Here is a 21,041-nt window from a genome sequence, read left to right on the forward strand (position 1 = left end):
CATCTCCCGACGTTATCGCGCACAGTTGACTGTCGTCACCGACACGATACGCTGAGGATCCCCGCTCCGGGGGAGCGCGAGCCCACCAGGAAGCCCCGTCCGGGCATCCGTCCCGGACGTCCCGGACCTCTGTCACGGCAAGGGGGCGGACCGCCATGCATCGCTCGGCCCACGTCGACACCTTCGCGCGCGACCATCTGCCCCCGCCGCACGAGTGGCCCGAGCTGCGCTTCGACCTGCCGGAACTGCGGTACCCCGAGCGGCTCAACTGCGCCGCCGAGCTCCTGGACCACGCCGATCCGGCCCGCCCGGCCTTCCACACCCCGGACGGCCCCACCTGGACGTACGGGGAGCTGCGCGCGCGGGTCGACCGGATCGCGCACGTCCTCACCGGCACCCTGGGCGTGGTCCCGGGCAACCGGGTGCTGCTGCGCGGCCCGACCACGCCCTGGCTGGCCGCCTGCTGGCTGGCGGTGCTCAAGGCGGGCGCGGTCGCGGTCACCGTGCTGGCCCAGCAGCGCCCGTACGAGCTGGCGACCCTGTGCGACATCGCCCGGGTCGGGCACGCGCTGTGCGACATCCGGGTGGTGGACGACCTGGCGAAGGCCGCGGTGCCCGGACTGCGGATCACGACGTACGGCGGTGACACCCCCGACGACCTCCTGCGCCGGCCGGCCCCCGCCGACCCCTACCGGGCGGTCGACACCGCCTCCGACGACGTCGCCCTGATCGCGTTCACCTCCGGCACGACGGGTCGCCCGAAAGGGTGCATGCACTTCCACCGGGACGTGCTGGCGATAGCCGACACGTTCTCCCGGCACGTGGTGCGCCCCCACGGGGACGACGTCTTCACCGGCAGTCCCCCGCTGGGCTTCACCTTCGGCCTCGGCGGACTGGTGGTCTTCCCGCTGCGGGCCGGCGCCAGCGCCCTGCTCCTCGAACAGGCGGGCCCGCGCCAGCTGCTCCCCGCGATAGCCGAGCACCGCGTCTCGGTCCTGTTCACCGCGCCGACCGCCTACCGCACCATGCTGGACGAGCTGGACACGTACGACGTCTCGTCCCTGCGGCGCTGCGTGTCGGCCGGCGAGAACCTGCCGACGGCCACCTGGCGGGCCTGGCACGAGCGCACGGGCCTGCGCGTCATCAACGGCATCGGGGCCACGGAACTGCTGCACATCTTCGTCTCCGCCGCCGACGAGCTGATCCGGCCCGGCACCACGGGCCTGCCGGTGCCGGGGTGGCAGGCGCGCGTCCAGGACGCCGACGGCAGGCCCGTGCCCGACGGCGAGCCCGGCCTGCTGGCCGTGCGCGGACCGGTCGGCTGCCGCTACCTGGCCGACCCCCGGCAGCGGGACTACGTCCGGGGCGGCTGGAACGTCACCGGCGACACCTACGTCCGCGAGGCCGACGGCTACTTCCGCTACGTGTCCCGCGCCGACGACATGATCATCTCCGCCGGGTACAACATCGCGGGCCCGGAGGTGGAGGAGGCGCTGCTGCGCCATCCGGACGTGACCGAGACGGCGGTCGTCGGCCGTCCCGACGAGGCCCGCGGCCAGGTGGCGATCGCCTACACGGTGCTGCGCGCCGGGGCCCCGCGCGACCCGGCGGCGCTGCGCGCGTTCCTCACCTCCCAGCTGGCGCCTTACAAGTGCCCGCGCGAGTTCGTCTTCCTCGACGCGCTGCCGCGCACGGCCACCGGCAAGTTGCAGCGGTTCCGGCTGCGCACCGGAAGTGACCAGCAGTGATGCCGACGACCTAAAATGATCAACGTGTCCGAGCAGCACGCACCCAGGTCCCTCATCGTCACGCTCTACGGCGCGTACGGCCGCTTCATGCCCGGCCCGGTGCCCGTCGCCGAGCTGATCCGGCTCCTGGCCGCGGTCGGCGTGGACGCCCCCTCGGTGCGTTCCTCGGTGTCCCGGCTCAAACGGCGCGGTCTGCTGTCGCCGGCCCGCACGGAGTCCGGCGCGGCGGCGTACGAACTCTCGCCCGAGGCGCGGCAGTTGCTGGAGGACGGCGACCGGCGCATCTACGCCGGGGCGCCCGTCGCGGACGAGGGCTGGGTGCTCGCGGTGTTCTCGGTCCCGGAGTCGGAGCGGCAGAAACGCCACGTGCTGCGTTCCCGGCTGGCCGGACTGGGCTTCGGCACCGCGGCCCCGGGGGTGTGGATCGCCCCGGCCCGGCTGTACGAGGAGACGGAACACACCCTGCGGCGGCTGCGCCTGGAAGCGTACGTGGACTTCTTCCGCGGTGAGCACCTGGGCTTCGCGGCCACGGCCGAGGCGGTGGGCCGCTGGTGGGACCTGGCCGCGATCGCCAAGGAGCACGAGCGTTTCCTGGACGCGCACGAGCCCGTGCTCCAGTCCTGGGAGCGCCGGCCGGGCACCCCGCCCCAGGAGGCGTACCACGACTACCTCCTCGCCCTGGACTCCTGGCGCCACCTCCCCTACACCGACCCGGGCCTGCCCGCCCGCCTCCTCCCGGCGAACTGGCCGGGCGTCCGCTCGGCCCGGGTCTTCCACCGCCTGCACGAACGACTCCGCGACGCGGGCGCGGAGTTCGCCGGGCTGTGACGCCCGGCGCTCGCCAGGGGGCCGGCCCGGTGTCTCTCAGCCGCCGAGCGAGAGCCGGGGGCGGGGGGCGTCGGTGCGGCCGGTGCGGGGGCGGCGGCTGCCCGCGCGGTAGGGGGCGGGCCAGGGTGCGGCGGGGCCGTCGTAACCCTGTTCGGCCGCCGCGTGCAGGGTCCAGTGCGGGTCGTACAGGTGCGGCCGGGCCAGCGCGCACAGGTCGGCGCGGCCCGCCAGGATCAGCGAGTTGACGTCGTCCCACGAGGAGATCGCGCCGACCGCGATCACCGGGACGCGGACCTCGTGCCGGATCCGGTCGGCGAACGGCGTCTGGTACGACCGCCCGAACTCCGGCCGTTCCTCGGCCACCACCTGCCCGGTGGAGACGTCGATGGCGTCGGCGCCGTGCGCGGCGAAGGCGCGGGCGATCTCGACGGCGTCCTCGGCGGTCGTCCCGCCCTCGGCCCAGTCGGTCGCCGAGATCCGGACCGTCATCGGCCGCTCGGCCGGCCACACCGTGCGGACGGCGTCGAAGACCTCCAGCGGGAACCGCAGCCGCTTCTCCAGGGAGCCGCCGTAGGCGTCGGTGCGGTGGTTGGTGAGCGGGGAGAGGAAACCGGAGAGCAGATAGCCGTGGGCGCAGTGCAGTTCGAGCAGGTCGAAGCCGGCCCGGGCGGCCCGCCAGGCGGCCGCCGCGAACTGCTCGCGGATGTCGGTGAGCTGGGCGCGGGAGAGCTGGCGCGGGACCTGGCTGCCCGGCTTGTACGGCAGCGGAGAGGGGGCGACGACGGGCCAGTTGCCGCTGGGCAGCGGCTCGTCCATGCCCTCCCACATCCGCTTCGTGGAACCCTTGCGCCCGGAGTGCCCGAGCTGGACGCCGATCGCGGCGCCCGGTGCCTGGCGGTGCACGAAGTCGGTGACGCGCCGCCACGCCTCGGCCTGCCGGCCGGTGTAGAGGCCGGCGCAGCCGGGGGTGATCCGGCCCTCCTCGCTGACGCACGCCATCTCGGTCATCACGAGGCCGGCCCCGCCGAGGGCCCGCGCGCCCAGGTGGACGAGGTGGAGGTCACCGGGGACGCCGTCGGTGGCGCAGTACATGTCCATCGGTGACACGACGACCCGGTTGCGCAGGGTCAGGCCGCGCAGCCGGAACGGCGTGAACATCGGGGGCGTGCCGGGCGGGCAGCCGAACTCGCGCTCCACGGCCCCGGTGAAGCGGGCGTCGCGCAGCCGGAGGTTGTCGTGGGTGACCCGGCGGCTGCGGGTGAGCAGGTTGAAGGCGAACTGCCGGGGCGGCTGGTCCAGGTACAGCCGCAGGTTCTCGAACCACTCCAGGCTGGCCCGGGCGGCCCGCTGCGTGGAGGCGACGACGGGCTTGCGCTCCTCCTCGTAGGCCGCCAGCGCGCGGGGCACGTCCGGCTGTTCCGACAGGCAGGCGGCCAGCGCGAGGGCGTCCTCGACGGCGAGCTTGGTGCCGGAGCCGATGGAGAAGTGGGCGGTGTGGGCGGCGTCGCCGAGGAGGACGACGTTGCCGTGCGACCAGCGCTCGTTGACCACCGTACGGAACGTGGTCCAGGCCGACGTGCCGCAGCGCAGGGGGCGTCCGCCGAGCGCGTCGGCGAAGACCTTGGCACAGCGTTCGACGGACTCCTGGGGGGTGAGTTCGTCGTATCCCGCGGCCCGCCAGACCTCCTCGCGCATCTCGACGATGACGGTGGAGGAGCCGGACGGGCTCTGCGGCCCGGAGTCCCTCGTCGAGGGGTGGTGCTCGGGAGACCGGCGGGCGTACGGGTAACCGTGCAGTTGCATCACGCCGTGTTCGGTCTCGGCGATCTCGAAGCGGAAGGCGTCGAAGGCGAAGTCGGCGGCGAGCCAGATGTAGCGGCAGCGGTGTTCGGTCACCTGGGGGCGGAACGCATCGGAGCGGGTCTCGCGCGTGGTGCTGTGCACACCGTCGGCGGCGACGACGAGGTCGTAATCCCGCGCGAGCCGGTCGAGGGGCGGCGCCTGCGTGGAGAACCGCAGCTCCACGCCCAGGGAGCGGCAGCGCGTCTGGAGGATCTCCAGCAGCCGGTGCCGGCCCAGCGCGGCGAACCCGTGGCCACCAGAGCGGTGCCGTGTGCCGCGGCGCACTATGTCGATGTCGTCCCAGCGCACGAAGTCGCGCCGCAGGGCCTCGTGGACGACGGGGTCGGCGTGCTCGATGCCGCCGAGGGTCTCGTCGGAGAGGACCACGCCGAAGCCGAAGGTCTCGCCGGGCGCGTTGCGTTCCCAGACGGTGACGTCGCGGGCGGGGTCGAGGCGTTTCAGCAGGGCCGCGGCGTAGAGCCCGCCGGGGCCTCCGCCGATGATCGCCACGCGCACCGGACCTCACCTCCCCCGCCACTTCGGCGGGCGCTTCTCCGTGAAGGCCGCGTGGAACTCCGCGTAGTCCTCGCCGTTCATCAGCAGGGCCTGCGTGGAGGCGTCCAGTTCCACCGCCGCCGCCAGGGGCATGTCCAGCTCGGCCGTGAGCAGCGCCTTGGTCTGGGCGTGGGCGAGGGCCGGGCCGTCGGCGAGGCGGCGGGCCAGTCCGGCGGCCGTCTCGTCCGCCCGGCCCTCCGGCGCCAGCTCGCTGATCAGGCCGATCCGCTCCGCCTCGGGGGCCCGCACCGGCTCGCCCAGCATCAGCAGGCGGGTGGCGTGGCCGAGACCGACGACCCGGGGCAGCAGGTAGGCCGCGCCCATGTCGCCGCCGGACAGGCCGACCCGGGTGAAGAGGAAGGCGAAGCGGGCCGAGGGGTCGGCGATCCGGAAGTCGGACGCCAGGGCGAGGACCGCGCCGGCGCCGGCCGCCACGCCGTGCACCGCCGCGATCACCGGGAACGGGCACTCGCGGATCGCGCGGACGACCTGGCCGGTCATCCGGTTGAAGTCGAGCAGCTGGGCCGTGTCCATGGCGAGCGTGGCGCCGATGATCTCGTCCACGTCGCCGCCGGAGCAGAAACCGCGGCCCTCCCCCGCCAGGACCAGGGCGCGCACCGAGCGCTCCCGGGACAGCTCGGCGAGCAGGTCGCGCAGGTCGGCGTAGGCGCCGAAGGTGAGCGCGTTGAGTTTCTCGGGGCGGGCGAGGGTGACGGTGGCCACCCCGTCGGCGATCTCGACCCGCAGGTGGGCCCAGTCGGCGGTGCGGGCGGCGGAGCCGGTGAAGGGACTCATGACGTGCGGCCTCCTAGCGCGGCGGTGCCGTACGTTGCTCTGTCCCATGAAGTTATCACCTGTTTGTGACTGTCGTCATCAGGGCGCGACAAGGCGGTCGGCGCGCGGGTCACCGGTCGTCGACAGCGCCGTAACAATGTGGGCGCGCGGGCGAGGCGGGCCGTTCGCCTGGGTAGGCCGCCTGGTGCCGGGGCCTGGGGGTCCCGGACGAAGCCCGGCGACGGCCCTGGGTGGCCGGGCCCGTACCATTCCTACAGTCGAAAGCAGGACAGCCTGCTCCATGAACGGACTCGCCTTGCACGAACGCCCCGCCGAATCGGCCTCCTGGCGCATCGCCCTGCCGCACACCGCGGCGGCGGTGCCCGTGGCGCGTGCCCTGGTGCGCTCGGCCCTCACCGAGGTGGAGCACGTGGCCGACTGCGACACGGCGGAGCTGCTCACGGCCGAGCTGGTGGCCAACGCGGTGGAACACACCGCCGGGCGCGGCCCGATAGAGCTGGTGGTGGAGCTGGCGCCGACCGGTTGCCAGGTCGAGGTGCACGACCCGGACCCGGCGCCGCCCGGGCACCTGACCCGGCCCGTGATCGAGGAGCCCGACGTCTGGCAGGAGGGCGGGCGCGGGCTGCTGCTGATCCGCGCCCTCAGCTCGTCCTGCGGGCACCGCCCCACCCCCTCGGGCAAGGCGGTGTGGTTCAGACTGCCTGTGATTCCCGCTCAGCGACGGCCGGCGTGACCTCGGCGGCCGGCCGCGCCAGCGTGGAGTGCCGGCGGCCGTAGACGCCGTACACCAGCAGGCCCACCGCGAGGAACACGGCGAACTGGAGCCAGGTCCGCCAGCCCGTCTCGTACATCAGGTACAGGCAGAAGGCGACGCCGAGCAGCGGGGCCACCGGGTAGAGCGGCACCCGGAAACTGCGGGCGAGGCCCGGTTCGCGGCGGCGCAGGGCGATCACCACGATGTTGACGACGGCCATGATGGCGAGCGTGCCGATGGTGCACAGGTTCATCACGGCGTCGAGGGAGGCGAAGGCCGCCGGGAGCGCGAAGACGACCGCGACGATCAGGGTGCCGGCGACCGGCGTGGAGGTCCTCGGGCTGACCTTCTCGAAGACGCGCGGGATCAGGCCGTCCCGGGACATCGACATCAGGATGCGGGTCTGGCCGTACATCACGGCGAGGACCACGGAGGCGATGGCGACGACCGCGCCGAAGGCGATGACACCGCCGCCGACGGTGGAGCCGGTGACCTCGTTGACCACGTAGGAGAGGGCGGCGGGGCGGCCGGCGACCTGGTCGCCGCCGATGGCGCCGATCGCCGCGAGCGCGACCGCGCAGTACAGCAGCGTCACCAGACCCATGCACACCATGATCGCGACCGGGATGTCCCGGCGGGGGTTCTTCGCCTCCTCGCCGGCGGTGGTGATCGCGTCGAAGCCGATGTAGGAGAAGAACGCGGCGGTGGTGCCCGCGCCGATGCCGCCGAGCCCGGCCGGAGAGAACGGCGTGAGGTTGCCGTGCTTGAAGGCGCTGTAGCCGATGACGCAGAAGGCGAGGAGGATCGCGAGCTTCACGGCGGCCATCGCGGCGGTGGCGCGGGCGCTCTCGCGCACCCCGCGCACCAGCAGCACGGAGGCCATGGCGATGACGAGCACGGCGGGGAGGTTGACCAGGCCGCCGTCGCCGGGGCCGGCGGACAGGGCGGCCGGGAGCTGGAGTCCGGTGAGGCTGTGCAGCAGTTCGTTGACGTACTCGCTCCAGCCGACCGCGACGGCGGAGATGGAGATGCCGTACTCCAGCAGCAGGCACCAGCCGACCAGGAAGGCGGTGGACTCGCCGAGGCCGGCGTAGGCGAAGGAGTACGAGGAGCCGGAGACCGGGATGGCGCCGCCCAGCTCCGCGAAGGAGAAGGCGGTGAAGACGCAGGTCAGCGCGGCGAGGACGAAGGAGACGACGACGGCCGGACCGGCCTGTGCGACGGAGTCGGAGAGGCCGACGAAGATGCCGGTGCCGACGATGGCGCCGACGCCGAAGCAGATGAGCTGGAAGAGGCCCATGGTGCGCTTCAGGCCGTGTCCCTCGCGGTCGGCTCCGGATTCGGCGACGAGCAGGTGCGGGGACTTGATGCGGGGAGCGGGCATGCGGGTGGTGCTCGTTTCTGGTGGTGCGGGCGCCCGGCGTAGGGGCGCGGCGTCGGCGCCGAGAAGGGGTGGCTCGGGGCCGCCGGTCAGGATAAGGCCTGGTGAGGCGGGTCAGGCAAGGCTTTCCCGGCCGAGTGTGGCGACCAGCACCGCCTTGATGGTGTGCAGGCGGTTCTCGGCCTCGTCGAAGACGATGGAGTGGGCGGACTCGAAGACCTCGTCCGTCACCTCCAGCGACGCCAGGCCGTGGGTCTCGTGGATCTGCTGCCCCACGGTGGTGCCGAGGTCGTGGAAGGCCGGCAGGCAGTGCAGGAACTTCACGTCCGGGTTGCCGGTGGCGTGGAGCACGTCCATCGTCACGGCGTAGGGCGCGAGGGCCGCGATCCGCTCGTCCCACACGTCCTTGGGCTCGCCCATCGAGACCCAGACGTCGGTGGCGACGAAGTCCGCGCCCAGGACGCCCTCGGCGATGTCCTCCGTGAGGGTGACGCGGGCACCGCTGGCCCCGGCGAGCGCGCGGGCGCGGTCGACGATCTCCGGAGCGGGCCAGTAGGACTTGGGGGCGACGATCCGTACATCCATGCCGAGCAGGGCGCCGGTGACCAGGTAGGAGTTGCCCATGTTGAAGCGGGCGTCGCCGAGGTAGGCGAAGGCGGTCTTCCGCAGCGGCTTGGCGCTGTGCTCGGTCATGGTGAGCACGTCGGCGAGCATCTGGGTGGGGTGCCAGTCGTCGGTGAGTCCGTTGTAGACGGGCACGCCCGCGTACGCGGCCAGTTCCTCGATCTTGGCCTGGCTGTCGCCCCGGTACTGGATCCCGTCGAACATCCGGCCCAGCACGCGCGCCGTGTCCCTGACCGACTCCTTGTGCCCGATCTGCGAGCCCGAGGGGTCGAGGTAGGTCGTGTGGGCGCCCTGGTCGGCGGCGGCGACCTCGAACGCGCAGCGGGTGCGCGTCGAGGTCTTCTCGAAGATCAGCGCGATGTTCCTGCCCCGCAGGTACGGCGTCTCGGTCCCGGCCTTCTTGGCGGCCTTCAGCTCGGCGGCCAGCTCGACCAGGCCGCGGAACTCCTCCTCGGTGAAGTCCAGCTCCTTGAGGAAGTGGCGGCCGGCGAGGGCGGTCGGGACTGTCGCCATGAGGGGCGCTCCAGATGTATGACGGCAAGGGACTCTGTAAGTCTATACGACCCTTCACATTTCTATGCGATCCGCATGTCCCCGCCCTCTCATACGGGGTCCCGCTGCACCGGACAGCTCATGCACCGCGGGCCGCCCCGGCCGCGGCCCAGCTCGCTGCCCGGGATCTCGATCACCTCGATGCCCCGCTTGCGCAGGTGCGTGTTGGTGGTGGAGTTCCGCTCGTAGGCGACGACGACACCCGGCTCGACGGCGAGGACGTTGCAGCCGTCGTCCCACTGCTCACGCTCGGCGGCGTGCACGTCCTGGGTGGCGGTCAGCACCCGGATCTCACCGAGGCCGAGCGCGGCGGCGATCGCGCGGTGCATGTGCTCCGGCGGATGGTCGGTGACCTTCAGCTCGCGTTCGCCGACGCCCGGTTCGATGGTGTACGAGCGGAGCATGCCGAGGCCCGCGTACTGGGTGAAGGTGTCGCCGTCGACCATGGTCATCACCGTGTCGAGGTGCATGAAGGCGCGCCGCTTGGGCATGTCGAGCGCGACGATCGTGCGCGCGGAACCGGCCGCGAACAGCTTGTGAGCCAGCATCTCCACGGCCTGCGGGGTGGTGCGCTCGCTCATCCCGATCAGCACGGCGCCGCTGCCGATCACCAGGACGTCGCCGCCCTCGATGGTGGAGGGGTAGTCCGCCTGCCCCCGGGACCACACGTGGAACGTTTCGTCACGGAACAGCGGGTGGTGGCGGTAGATCGCCTCGAAGTGGACGGTCTCCCGCTGCCGGGCCGGCCAGCGCATGGCGTTGATGGAGACGCCGTCGTATATCCACGCCGAGGTGTCGCGGGTGAACAGGTGGTTGGGCAGCGGGCGGAGCAGGAAGTCGTCCAGCTCCATGACGTGGAAGCGGACCGAGGTCGGTTCCGCGTGCTCCGCCAGGAACTCCCGCTTGGTCATGCCGCCGACCAGGGCCTCGGCCAGCTCGCCCGGGGCCATCCGGTCGAAGGCGGCGCGCAGGTGGTCGGTGGCGAGGGGGCCGTACTCCTTCTCGTCGAAGACCCGGTCCAGGACGAGTGCGCGGGCCTCGGGGAGCGCCAGGGTCTCGGTGAGCAGGTCCCCGAAGAGGTGCACCTCGACCCCCCGGTCACGCAGTACGTCGGCGAAGCCGTCGTGCTCGGCGCGCGCCCGGCGCACCCAGAGCACGTCGTCGAAGAGGAGGGCGTCCTTGTTGCTGGGGGTGAGCCTTTTGAGCTCCAGATCCGGCCGGTGCAGGATGACGCGGCGCAGCCGCCCGGCCTCGGAGTCGACGTGGAATCCCATGCCTCCATCCTGACCACCGGAGCCCCTCTTCACCCTCCGCCCGGCGGTTTCCGCGCCCGCCGGTTTCCGCCGTGACGCGCCGGGCGGGGGTCAGATCGCGGTGCAGGGCACCGGCCACCGGCGGATGCGCGGGGGCAGGGTCACGGCCCAGCCGCCGGCGGCGAGGACCAGCCGCTCGGCCGTGAGCAGCCCCAGCGCCTCCCGCGCGGTCGCGTCCAGCTCCGCGACGGGCGTGGGCTCCAGCAGCCGGAGGAACGTGGCGTGCAGCGCGGGGTGGTCCAGGGTGAGGCGGACGGCCGTGCCCCGCTCCCTGCGGTCCAGGACGGTGACGAAGTCCGGGCCGCGCCGGTGGTAGAGGATGCCGTGGGCGTGAGAGGCCCGCCAGGACGCCGGCACGCCTTCCTCGCCGGGCGGTTCGGCGGGCGGCGGGAGGTGGCACAGCAGGCGGGGGTCGTACGACGGTGTGCCCGTCGCCCGCCAGCTCACGCCGAGGCCCAGCCCCTGGCACTCGCGCAGGAACCGCACCGCCTCCGCCGTCGCACGGCCCGTGCCGCTCATGTCCAGGGCCCCGGCGACCTCGACCCGGCGCCCGGCACGCCGGTGCGGAACGGAGCCGGGCAGCCCGCGTTCCCCGGTGGGCCCGCTCGCCCGGTCCCCCTCGATCGACACGCTCCCGACGCCCCCGATCGGCACGCTCACACCCTCCCTCTCGGCAGCCGGCTCGTCCCGTTCCCTTGGCCGGCCGCTCAGTCGCGGGGCCCACCGCGGGCCCACTCACCCCGTCCCCCGGCAGCCCCTCACACCACCGCCCCGGCCAGCCCCTCAGCCGGCCCCCTCGGGCAGCCGGACCGGCTCTTGCCAGGTCGGCAGGGAGACGTATGTGGTGCCGTCGCGGAACAGCAGGGCCAGGGAGTACGCGTGGCCGACCCAGGCGTCCAGGGACGGGCCCGGCACCTCGTGGCCGTCGGCGGTGAGCAGGCGGTGCAGCGCGGGAACGGTCCGGCCGTCCTCCAGCAGGCGCAGGGCCGCGGCCCGCCAGCCGGTGAGGCGGTGGGTGGCGGGCGGGCGGCCGGAGCGGCGGTCGTGCACCAGCAGCTCCGCGCCGTCCTCCTCGAACAGCAGCCGGGAGTCCGCGTGCCCGGCCCGCCAGTCGGCCACCGCCTCCTTCAGCCGCCGTTCGACCGGGCCGCCGATGCCCGCCGGTTCGGTGTCGAACAGGTAGACCAGGTCGGCGAGTTCGTCCTCGGGCAGGTCGTAGACGTGCTGGTACATCGCGGCCGGGCGGCGCTCGCCGAAGCCGAGGCCGGGGTCCGTGAAGTGCGGGCTGAACCGTTCCAGCTGGATGCGGTGGGCGCCGCTCGGCGGCTGGAGGTGGACCAGTGCGGGCAGCTGGTCGATGACGGGCGTGTAGTCGTCCGCCCTCTCGCCCGGGAAGCCGTACAGCAGGTTCCAGGAGCAGGTCAGGGCGTGGTTCTCGCACTCGCGCAGGGTGCGGACGTTGCGGGCGCCGGTGACCCCCTTGTCCATGAGGCCCAGGACGCGGCTGCCCAGGCTCTCGATGCCGGGCTGGATGTGCACGGTGCCGGAGGCGCCGAGGAGTCCGAGCTGGGCGGGGGTGAGGTTGGACTTGACCTCGTAGTGCAGCCGCAGGTCCCAGCCGCTCCCGGCCACGCGGGGCAGGAAGTCGCGGAAGTACGCCATGTCGATAATGTTGTCGACGGTGACCACGTCGAGGAGGCGGTGGCGGCGCACCAGCCGGTCGATCTCCGTCCACAGCCGCTCCCCCGGCTTGGCGCGGAAGGCCATGGCCGTGCCGTTCAGCCCGCAGAAGGTGCAGTGGTGCTTCTCGCCCCACCAGCAGCCACGGGCGCCCTCCACGACGAGCTTCGGATGGATGTGCTCCTGGACCGGGGAGGCGTCCAGGGCTGCCTGCCACTGGTCGTAGTCGGGCGAGGGTATGTCGGCCGGGGCCACGGTCCGCCGGGTTTCCGTGTTGGCCCGGGACACCGTGCCGTCCCACCAGCACAGTCCGGGGACGTCCGCCGGGGCGGTCCGGGCTTCCAGGTGGTCCAGGAGCGCGGGAAGGGCGTACTCGGCCTCGCCGCGGACCACGTGGTCGACGAAGGGGTGGTTGCGGTGCAGGGCGTGGCCCATCGGGCCGTCGCAGTTGCTGCCGCCGAGGACGACCGTCACCCCGGGGCGTCTTCGCTTGAGTTCGCGGGCGAGGGCGAGGGACGGCACGTTCTGCATGAAGGTGCTGGTGAACCCGACCACGTCCGGTCCGGCGGCCAGGATCTCGGCGGCGCAGGCGTCGATGAAGCCGGCCGCGTACGGGCGCATCGCGAGCGCGGTGCCGATGGGGACGTCCCGGTCGGCCGCGTACTCCTTCAGCCGGGCCTCGCCCCAGCCGGGGTCGTCGTACAGGACGCCGGAGAAGACCCAGTCGCCGAGGCCGTGGAAGACGGCGTCGCTGCCGACCGCGACGTAGTCGCCCGGGCGGAGCCGGCCGCCGGAGCCCTCCAGCAGGTACTCCGCCCAGCGCAGCGAGGCGTGGAACTCGCTCACCTCGTCACCGGGGCGGGACCGCCGCACGATCCGCTGGAGCAGACCCAGTTGCAGCGAGGGCAGGTCGAGGGGGTGCCACGGCATCGTGACCAGGTGGACGCGCATGCTCAGCGGGTCGGCCGCTTCTCCAGGATCGCCGGCCTGCGGGTGGTGCCCCGCTGGTCCTCGCGGACCACGATCTTCTTGATCTCCACGCTCGCCACTCCCCCCAGGACACGCCAACGCCCTTGCGTCGCACGGCTGTCCACCATATGGACAGAGGTGTGTGCGACACAAGGGCGTCGTGTGACCGGCGCGTCGGGAAGGCGTGCGCCGGTGCCGTGAGGCGGTGTGCCCGGCGGTGCCTACAGCCGCGGGTCGACCGGCTCCGACTCCAGCGCCAGCACCCCGAACACCGCCTCGTGCACCCGCCACAGCGGCTCCCCGCCGGCGAGCCGGTCCAGGGCCTCCAGGCCGAGGGCGTACTCGCGCAGCGCCAGGGACCGCTTGTGGTTCAGGAACCGCTGCCGCAGCCGGGCCAGGTTCTCCGGCCGGGTGTACTCGGGACCGTAGATGATCCGCAGGTACTCGCGGCCCCGGCACTTGAGGCCGGGCTGCACCAGCCGCCCCTCGGGGGTGCGGACCAGCGCGCCGACCGGCTTGACGACCATGCCCTCGCCGCCCCGGCCGGTCATCTCCAGCCACCAGTCGACGCCCGCGCGGACCGACTCCGGGTCGCCGGTGTCGACGTACAGCCGCCGGGTGGTCTGCAGCAGTCCGGTGCCGTCGTGCTCCACCATCCGGTCGATCAGGGCCAGTTGCTCGTCGTGCGGGAGCGCGGCGAGGCTGCGGCCCTGGACGGCCAGGAGCTGGAAGGGGGCCAGCCGGACCCCGTCCAGGCCCTCGGTGGTCCAGCAGTAGCGGCGGTAGGCGGCGGTGAACGCCCGTGCGTCGGCGGCGCGTTCGCGCTGCCGGGTGAGCAGGGCGCCCACGTCGGCACCGCGCGCCGCCGCGGCCTCCAGGGCGGCGAGCGCGCCCGGGAACACCGCGCCGGACGCGGCGCCGACGGCCGCGTACTGGCCGCGCAGCAGCCCCGTGGCCTTCAGCGACCAGGGCATCAGCTCGGCGTCCAGCAGCAGCCAGTCGGTGTCCAGTTCGTCCCACAGACCGGCGTCCCCGATCGCCGAGCGCAGCCGCCCGAGGATCTCCTCGGTCACCTCCGCGTCGTCGAAGAACGGCCGCCCGGTACGGGTGTAGAGCGACCCCGTGGGGCCGTCCGCACCGAACCGCTTGCGCGCCGTCTCCGCGTCCCGGCAGACCAGGGCCACCGCGCGGGAGCCCATGTGCTTCTCCTCGCACACCACCCGCGCGACGCCGTCCCGCGCGTACTGCGCGAAGGCCTCCTGGGGGTGCTCCAGGAAGTGTCCGTCAGCGGCTCCGTCGCGGGCCTCGGCCCGTGAGGTGGCCGTCGGCGCCATGGTCGGCGGCAGGTACGGCAGCAGGCGCGGGTCGGTCGCGAAGCGGCTCATGACCTCCAGGGCCGCCGCCGCGTTCTCCTCGCGGACGGCCACCCGGCCCGCGTGCCGGGTCTCCACGGCCCGGCGGCCGTGCACGTCCGCCAGGTCCAGCGGCCGGCCGTCCTGCCCGCCGGGCGCCTCGGTGCGCAGCGGCCGCGCCGGCTCGTACCAGACCCGCTCGGCCGGTACGTCGACCAGTTCCCGCTCCGGCCAGCGCAGCGCGGTCAGCTTGCCGCCGAAGACGGCACCGGTGTCCAGGCAGATGGTGTTGTTGAGCCAGGTGGCCTCGGGCACGGGTGTGTGGCCGTAGACCACCGCGGCCCGGCCCCGGTAGTCCTCCGCCCACGGGTAGCGCACCGGCAGCCCGAACTCGTCGGTCTCGCCGGTGGTCTCCCCGTACAGGGCGTGCGAGCGGACCCGTCCGGAGGTGCGGCCGTGGTACTTCTCCGGCAGGCCGGCGTGGCAGACCACGAGCCGGCCGCCGTCCAGGACGTAGTGGCTGACCAGTCCGTCGATGAACTGCCGTACCTCGGCCCGGAACTCCTCGCTCTCGCCCTCCATCTGCGCGATGGTCTCGGCGAGTCCGTGGGTGGGCTGGACCCGGCGGCCCTTGAGGTGGCGGCCGTACTTGTTCTCGTGGTTGCCGGGGACGCACAGGGCGTTGCCCGACTTCACCATGGACATCACCCGGCGCAGCACACCGGGGCTGTCCGGGCCGCGGTCGACCAGGTCGCCGACGAACACGGCGGTACGGCCGTCGGGGTGCGCCCCGTCCGCGTACCCCAGCCTGGCCAGCAGCGCCTCCAGTTCGGCGGAGCAGCCGTGGACGTCGCCGATGATGTCGAAGGGGCCGGTGAGGTGGGTGAGGTCGTTGTAGCGCTTCTCGGTGACGACGGTGGCGTTCTCCACCTCCTCCGTGCCGCGCAGGACGTGCACCTTGCGGAAGCCCTCGCGCTCCAGCTGGCGCAGTGACCGGCGCAGTTCGCGGATGTGCCGCTGGATGACCCGGCGGGGCATGTCGGCGCGGTCGGTGCGGGCCGCGTTGCGCGCGGCGCACACCTCTTCCGGCACGTCCAGCACGATGGCGATGGGCAGCACGTCGTACCGCTTGGCCAGCTCGATCAGCTGGCGCCGGCCGTCCTGCTGCACGCTGGTGGCGTCGACGACGGTGCGGCGGCCGGCGGCCAGCCGCTTGCCGCCGATGTAGTGCAGGACGTCGAAGGCGTCCCGGCTGGCGCTCTGGTCGTTCTCGTCGTCGGCGACCAGACCGCGGCAGAAGTCGGAGGAGATCACCTCGGTGGGCTTGAAGTGCCGCCGGGCGAACGTGGACTTGCCGGAGCCGGAGGCGCCGACGAGGACGACGAGGGACAGGTCGGTGACGGGCAGCTCCCGTCCTGGCCGGCGGGTTCCGTTCATGCGGCCTTCGCCTCCTTGTCGGTGTCGTCGCGGTCGTCGCGGTGGAACACGGCCATCTGGGTGGGCGGCCCGACCTCGGGGTCCTCCGGGCCGACGGGACCGAACTCGACGTCGTAGCCGTGGCGTCCGGCCACCGTCGCCGCCCAGGCGCGGAACTCCTCGCGGGTCCACTCGAAGCGGTGGTCGCCGTGCCGGGCGTGCCCGGCGGGCAGGCTCTCCCAGCGGACGTTGTACTCGACGTTCGGGGTGGTCACGACGACCGTGCGGGGACGCGCGTGCCCGAACACGGAGTACTCCAGGGCGGGCAGCCGGGGCAGGTCGAGGTGCTCGATCACCTCGCTGAGCACGGCGGCGTCGTACCCCTTGAGCCGGTTGTCGGTGTAGGCGAGGGAGCCCTGGACGAGCCGGACGCGGGCCGCCTGCCGCTCTCCCATCCGGTCGAGCCCGATCCGCCGCGCCGCGATGGTCAGGGCCCGTACGGACACGTCCACGCCGACGATCTCGGTGAACCGGGTGTCCTTGAGCAGCGCCCGCACCAACTGCCCCTGCCCGCAGCCGAGGTCGAGGACGCGCGCGGCACCGGAGGCGTGCAGCGCGGTGAGGATCGCCGCCCGGCGCTGCTCGGCGAGCGGGGCCGGCTTCTCCTCCGCCTCGGTCTCCTCCGCGACGGCGTTGTCGATGTCCTCGACCTCGCTGTCGTCGGCCTCGGCCAGCCGCACCAGCTCCAGCCGCTCGCGTGCCTGCCGGGTCAGCGACCAGCGGCGGGACAGGTAGCGGCTGGTGATCAGCTGCTGCTCCGGGTGGCCGGCGAGCCAGCCCTCACCGGCACGCAGCAGCTTGTCGACCTCGTCGGCGGAGACCCAGTAGTGCTTGGCGTCGTCCAGCACCGGCAGCAGGACGTACAGGTGGCGCAGTGCCGCGGCGAGGGTCAGCCGCTGCGACTCCAGCACGAGCCGGACGTACCGCGAGTCGCCCCACTCCGGGAACGCGGTGTCGAGCGGCACGGGATCGGCGGTGACCGTCCAGCCGAGCGGCTCGAAGAGCCGTCGTACGAGGTCGGCTCCGCCGCGGGCGGGCAGCGCCGGGACCTCGACGCGCAGCGGCAGCGGGGCCGCCGCCCGCTCGGGGCGGGCGTTGCACACACCGCGCAGCGCGCTGGAGAAGACGCTGCTCAGCGCGACGGCGAGCAGCGAGGAGGCCGCGTAGGGGCGGTCGTTGACGTACTGCGCGAGGGCCGCGTCGGGGGCGCCGCCGCGCCCCTTGCCCTTGCCCCGGCGGAGCAGTGCGAGCGTGTCGGTCTCCAGCAGCAGGGCGGCCGTGCAGCGTTCGGCGTCGGCTTCGGGGTAGAAGACGTGCGCCGTGCCGTACGACGTGGAGAACGCCTGCGCCTTGTCGGGGTGCTTGTGCAGCAGGTACCCGAGGTCGGTGGCCGGGTTCCCGGCCGTGCCGGTGGTGGAGATCGTCAGGAACGCCGCCGAGTCTCCCCGGCCGGGACCTCGCCGACCACAGGTTTTCCGTGCGGCGGTGGCCCGCGGGCCCGGCTCCGCGGCCGGGCCCGCCCGCTCAGGACGCGTCGTCGACGATCTTCCGCGCCTTCGCCATGGCCCGCCGGTCGTCGGCGAGCCGTGCGTCCAGCGCCTTCTCGTTCTTGCCGATGGCGGTCTTCTGCGCGCGGCTCTCGACGGCGTGCACGGCCTGGATGAAGCCGGTGTCGAGCTTGCAGCGGGCGTCCGCTGTGGCGGTCTTCTTCTCCTTCTCCGACGGCTCGTCACCGCGGAACCAGTCGGAGTCGGTGGACGCCTGGTCCGGGTCGGAGTAGTGGAAGCCCTTGTCCTTCATGCAGGCGGACCACTCGCGCTCGGCTTTCTTCCAGGCGGGGTCCTTCCGCGCCTGCTTGTGCGCCTGGTACCAGTACTGCACGGGGAGCGAGTAGTAGCCGCTGAGCCGCACGCCGCCGATCTTCGCCGGCTTGGGCTCGGGGCCGTAGATCCTGCGGAAGGCCTCGCCCATGCATCCCTTCGCGGGGATGGGGTGGCCGTGCGCCCGGTGGCTGTCGCGGGACTCGAACGTGCCGGTGAGGGCCGCGTACTGGTCGGCGGGCCATTCCATGGGCTGGCCGGCGGACTCGTCCCGCACCACGTTGTGGTAGCCGTGCTCGGCCGCCCGGCCGGGGTCGTCCACACCGTACGGGCTGTCGTCCCCGACCTTGCCTCCGCCCATGAAGGTGCCCTGCCGGACCGGGTAGGTCGACTCGACGGTCCTGATGTCGAGTGTCCTGAAACCGGTGAACCCGAGCCGGACCATGCACCGCTTGGCGAGGATCCACTGGGCCGTGCCGACGGCCTTGCCGTCGCGGGACGTCGCGTCCGGTACGTAGGCGTGCAGCGGGAACGACTCCATGGTGTTGAGGCGGTGGGCCTCGTCGCCGGGGTCGTCGCCGCCGGCGAACTGGCACGCCGACACGGCGAGCAGGCCGGTGAGGGCGAGGGGGAGGATTTTACGCACGCGGTCATATGACCAGGCAGGGATCATGTGCGCTGTGACGGAAGCCATAGTTCCGGCACATGGTGTGCACAGAAGCCCCATCGTCGGCACCAAGGTCTACGACGACATGCGGTCGTACCGGCCCGGCGGGGGAACGCACGCCATGCAGCCGTGGAACAACTCGAACAAGCTCCTCACCTCCTACCGGGGCGCGTTCGGCGTGAAGACCGGCTCCGGTCCGGAGGCGAAGTTCTGCCTGGTGTTCGCGGCCACCCGTGGTTCGAGGACGGTCGTGGGCACGATCCTCGCGGACACGTCGGCGGACCAGCGTTTCAAGGACGCGGCGAAGATCCTGGACTACGGCTTCACCCAGGGGGGCTGAGCCGGCCCGGGGGGATCCACGGGTCCCCCCGGCACCCGCGTCGGGCCGGTCGGCCGGGCCGCGCGGGCAGCCCCGGCAGTCCCGGCGCGGCCGGCGCCCACGCCCGCCACCTGGCCCTCCGGTCGGTCAGGGGCACGGCGGGGCCCCCGCCCTGACCCGCCCATCGGCACCGCCCGCCCCGGTGGGCCGGGGCCGGGTCGCCGGGGGGCTACGACAGCTGGGACTGGACCTGGCCGGAGATCAGCTCCAGGTGGTCCAGATCGCCGAGGTCCAGCACCTGGAGGTAGATCCGCCGGGAACCGATCTCGGCGTACCGGCCGATCTTGTCGACGACCTCCGCCGGGGAACCGGCCAGCCCGTTGGCCTTCAGCTCGTCCACCTCACGGCCGATCGCGGCGGCGCGCCGGGCCACCTCCTGGTCGTCCCTGCCGACGCAGACGACGAGCGCGTTGGAGTACGTCAGGTCGTCCGCGTCGCGGCCCGCCTCCGCCGCCGCGGCCCGCACCCGGCCGAACTGCCGCTCGCTGTCCTCGATCGAGGCGAACGGGATGTTGAACTCGTCGGCGTACCGGGCGGCGAGCCGCGGGGTCCGGGTCGCGCCGTGGCCGCCGATCAGCACGGGGACCTTCTTCTGGGCGGGCTTGGGCAGCGCCGGCGAGTCGGTGAGGTCGTAGAACGTGCCGTGGAAGTCGAAGGTCTTGCCGGCCTCGGTGGCCCACAGCCCGGTGACGATCGCGAGCTGCTCCTCCAGCCGCGCGAACTTCTCCTTCGGGAAGGGGATGCCGTACGCCTTGTGCTCCTCCTCGAACCAGCCCGCCCCCAGGCCGAGTTCGACCCGGCCGCCGGACATCTGGTCGACCTGGGCGACCTGGATGGCGAGGACGCCGGGCAGTCGGAAGGTGCCGGCGGTCATCAGCGTGCCGAGACGGATGCGCTTGGTCTCGCGGGCGAGGCCGGCCAGGGTGATCCAGGCGTCCGTCGGGCCGGGCAGGCCGTCCACACTGCCCATGCGGAGGTAGTGGTCGGAACGGAAGAAGGCGTCGAAGCCCAGGTCCTCGGTGACCTTGGCCACGGTGAGCAGGGTGTCGTAGGTGGCCCCCTGCTGGGGCTCGGTGAAGATTCGAAGGTCCATACATCTATCCTGCACGGCGCCGTCCGCGTCAACCGCGCCGGTACCGTCCGGCACGGCGGTCCCCGGTCGGGTGACGTTCCTCCGTCCCGCGCGCGGGTCCCGTCGCGGGCCGGTGACCGGCTCCGGCGGTGATCGTTGGGCCGTCGGAGCCGGACCGTCCGGCGCCCCGCGCCGGACCGTGTCCTCCGTCGCGCGTCACCGCGCCGGCCCCGGCGGGCCGGGGGCCGAGGAGGCCGTCATGTCCGAAGAGTCCGTCCCCCGGCCGGAGGGCCCCGCCGGCCGGCCGAAGGGGTTGCTGGAGCAGATGGAGGAGCTGATGGCGGCACTGAACGCGGACCTGTCGGCCCTGGCGGACCTCCAGGCCGGGGCGCCGGCGCCGGGCGCGGCCGACGAGGCGCGATGAGGCGGACGGCTCGGCGACGCGCGCGGTGACCACGCGGCAGGGCCGCCGGTCAGACGCCCGACGGGCTGTCCTGGATGCCGCCCGGCAGCATCTCCTCCCGGGCCGCCAGCTTGCGCAGCATCTCCAGGACGCGGTCACGCGACTCGTCGGCGGCGTCGATCGCCTCCATGCACTGCCAGTACGTCGTCTCGTCGGCCGCGGCGCTGGCCATGCCGACCAGGGCCATGCCGACCTCGCCGAGCAGGCCGCCGAGGCAGAGCAGGGTCTCGCGGGCGTCGTCCAGCCGGGTGAGCTGGGCGGCGCGCAGGTCGCCGGGGTCGAGTTCGGGCGGGTCCAGGACTCCGCAGCCCCGGCCCGCCAGCTCCGTCAGCCCCAGTGCCTCGCCGCGCAGTTCCGGCGGGCCGGAGACCGCGAGGCGGCTCCCGATCGCCTGCGCCAGGGCCTGTGCCTGCCAGACCTCCGCCATCATCTCCGCCGTGTCGGCGCCGCCCGCCAGGGCCCGCCTGCTCGTGAGAATGAGCCGTACCGCATCCATACGGTGCCCCCGTCCCTCCGCCGCGCCGCCTCACACGGCCAGCCGAACTCCCTTGTTCACTACCCAGCGTGAGGGACGGTAGGGCGAAAAGCCAGAGGAAGACCGAAATCTGTGGACAACAATTCGGATTCGACCGGCAGTTTGACTGCGGAGAGTAATGTCGGAGTTCAGGACTCCGATTGTTGGTCCCGGCCTCGGCTCCGACCCTCTTCCCCGTCCGGATCGTCGTCCAGGCCGCCGTCCAGGCCGCCGTCCAGGCCGCCGTGCCCGGCACC

At 73.1% G+C, this 21,041-nt stretch carries 16 protein-coding genes and 1 pseudogene; 5 read left to right on the top strand and 12 right to left on the bottom strand.

Annotated features, from left to right (window positions below):
- Window positions 1-155: 155 nt before the first annotated feature.
- Entirely contained in the window at window positions 156-1,748 is a 1,593-nt protein-coding gene (locus AB0947_RS01415; protein WP_366748233.1) for an AMP-binding protein, read from the top strand.
- 15 nt (window positions 1,749-1,763) lie between these two features.
- Window positions 1,764-2,576, top strand: coding sequence for a PaaX family transcriptional regulator C-terminal domain-containing protein (locus AB0947_RS01420; RefSeq protein ID WP_366748234.1), 813 nt, complete (start codon window positions 1,764-1,766; stop codon window positions 2,574-2,576).
- A gap of 36 nt (window positions 2,577-2,612) precedes the next feature.
- Here the strand turns inward: AB0947_RS01420 and AB0947_RS01425 are convergent, their stop codons facing one another.
- Window positions 2,613-4,934 (bottom strand): bifunctional salicylyl-CoA 5-hydroxylase/oxidoreductase, encoded by a 2,322-nt coding sequence (locus tag AB0947_RS01425; RefSeq protein WP_366748235.1) that lies wholly within the window; start codon window positions 4,932-4,934, stop codon window positions 2,613-2,615.
- 6 nt (window positions 4,935-4,940) lie between these two features.
- Complete coding sequence (locus AB0947_RS01430; protein WP_366748236.1) at window positions 4,941-5,768, bottom strand: enoyl-CoA hydratase family protein; 828 nt, start codon at window positions 5,766-5,768, stop codon at window positions 4,941-4,943.
- A gap of 280 nt (window positions 5,769-6,048) precedes the next feature.
- Between AB0947_RS01430 and AB0947_RS01435 the strand changes: the two genes are divergently transcribed.
- Complete coding sequence (locus tag AB0947_RS01435; protein WP_171151951.1) at window positions 6,049-6,501, top strand: ATP-binding protein; 453 nt, start codon at window positions 6,049-6,051, stop codon at window positions 6,499-6,501.
- Here the strand turns inward: AB0947_RS01435 and AB0947_RS01440 are convergent.
- From AB0947_RS01440 to AB0947_RS01475, 8 genes are all read right to left on the bottom strand, one after another.
- Entirely contained in the window at window positions 6,461-7,906 is a 1,446-nt protein-coding gene (locus AB0947_RS01440) for an amino acid permease (protein WP_366748237.1), read from the bottom strand. The two genes, AB0947_RS01435 and AB0947_RS01440, sit on opposite strands and share 41 nt — an antisense overlap.
- A 111-nt stretch (window positions 7,907-8,017) precedes the next feature.
- Window positions 8,018-9,040 carry an ornithine carbamoyltransferase gene (argF, locus tag AB0947_RS01445; RefSeq protein WP_366748238.1) on the bottom strand — a complete coding sequence of 341 codons (1,023 nt, stop codon included), beginning with the start codon at window positions 9,038-9,040 and terminating at the stop codon, window positions 8,018-8,020.
- 89 nt (window positions 9,041-9,129) lie between these two features.
- A complete protein-coding gene (locus tag AB0947_RS01450; RefSeq protein ID WP_366748239.1) occupies window positions 9,130-10,353 on the bottom strand; it encodes an arginine deiminase in 1,224 nt (407 codons plus the stop codon).
- A gap of 90 nt (window positions 10,354-10,443) precedes the next feature.
- Window positions 10,444-11,052, bottom strand: coding sequence for a DUF5825 family protein (locus tag AB0947_RS01455; RefSeq protein ID WP_366748240.1), 609 nt, complete (start codon window positions 11,050-11,052; stop codon window positions 10,444-10,446).
- A 123-nt stretch (window positions 11,053-11,175) separates the two neighbouring features.
- Window positions 11,176-13,023, bottom strand: coding sequence for a RiPP maturation radical SAM C-methyltransferase (locus AB0947_RS01460; RefSeq protein ID WP_366748241.1), 1,848 nt, complete (start codon window positions 13,021-13,023; stop codon window positions 11,176-11,178).
- 239 nt (window positions 13,024-13,262) lie between these two features.
- Window positions 13,263-15,830: a polynucleotide kinase-phosphatase gene (locus AB0947_RS01465; RefSeq protein ID WP_366748242.1), complete on the bottom strand. Its 2,568-nt coding sequence runs from the start codon at window positions 15,828-15,830 to the stop codon at window positions 13,263-13,265.
- Window positions 15,827-17,296 carry a 3' terminal RNA ribose 2'-O-methyltransferase Hen1 gene (locus AB0947_RS01470; protein ID WP_366748433.1) on the bottom strand — a complete coding sequence of 490 codons (1,470 nt, stop codon included), beginning with the start codon at window positions 17,294-17,296 and terminating at the stop codon, window positions 15,827-15,829. Before AB0947_RS01470 ends, AB0947_RS01465 begins: the two co-directional genes overlap by 4 nt.
- Window positions 17,297-17,393: 97 nt before the next feature.
- Window positions 17,394-18,335, bottom strand: coding sequence for a hypothetical protein (locus AB0947_RS01475; RefSeq protein WP_366748243.1), 942 nt, complete (start codon window positions 18,333-18,335; stop codon window positions 17,394-17,396).
- A gap of 127 nt (window positions 18,336-18,462) precedes the next feature.
- Here AB0947_RS01475 and AB0947_RS01480 point away from each other — a divergent pair.
- A pseudogene (locus AB0947_RS01480) lies at window positions 18,463-18,696 on the top strand (D-alanyl-D-alanine carboxypeptidase); the annotation flags it as partial.
- Window positions 18,697-18,904: 208 nt separating this feature from the next.
- Here AB0947_RS01480 and AB0947_RS01485 read toward each other — a convergent pair.
- Window positions 18,905-19,828: an LLM class F420-dependent oxidoreductase gene (locus tag AB0947_RS01485; RefSeq protein ID WP_366748244.1), complete on the bottom strand. Its 924-nt coding sequence runs from the start codon at window positions 19,826-19,828 to the stop codon at window positions 18,905-18,907.
- A 238-nt stretch (window positions 19,829-20,066) separates the two neighbouring features.
- Between AB0947_RS01485 and AB0947_RS01490 the strand changes: the two genes are divergently transcribed.
- On the top strand, window positions 20,067-20,231 hold the full coding sequence (locus tag AB0947_RS01490; RefSeq protein WP_171151986.1) for a hypothetical protein: 165 nt from the start codon (window positions 20,067-20,069) through the stop codon (window positions 20,229-20,231).
- Window positions 20,232-20,280: 49 nt separating this feature from the next.
- On the opposite strand, the gene AB0947_RS01495 is transcribed toward AB0947_RS01490, so the two are convergent.
- A complete protein-coding gene (locus tag AB0947_RS01495) occupies window positions 20,281-20,766 on the bottom strand; it encodes a DUF6099 family protein (protein ID WP_366748245.1) in 486 nt (161 codons plus the stop codon).
- Window positions 20,767-21,041: the final 275 nt, after the last annotated feature.

This window comes from Streptomyces sp. NPDC047841 (genome assembly GCF_040704085.1).
Lineage (GTDB): Bacteria > Actinomycetota > Actinomycetes > Streptomycetales > Streptomycetaceae > Streptomyces > Streptomyces argyrophylli.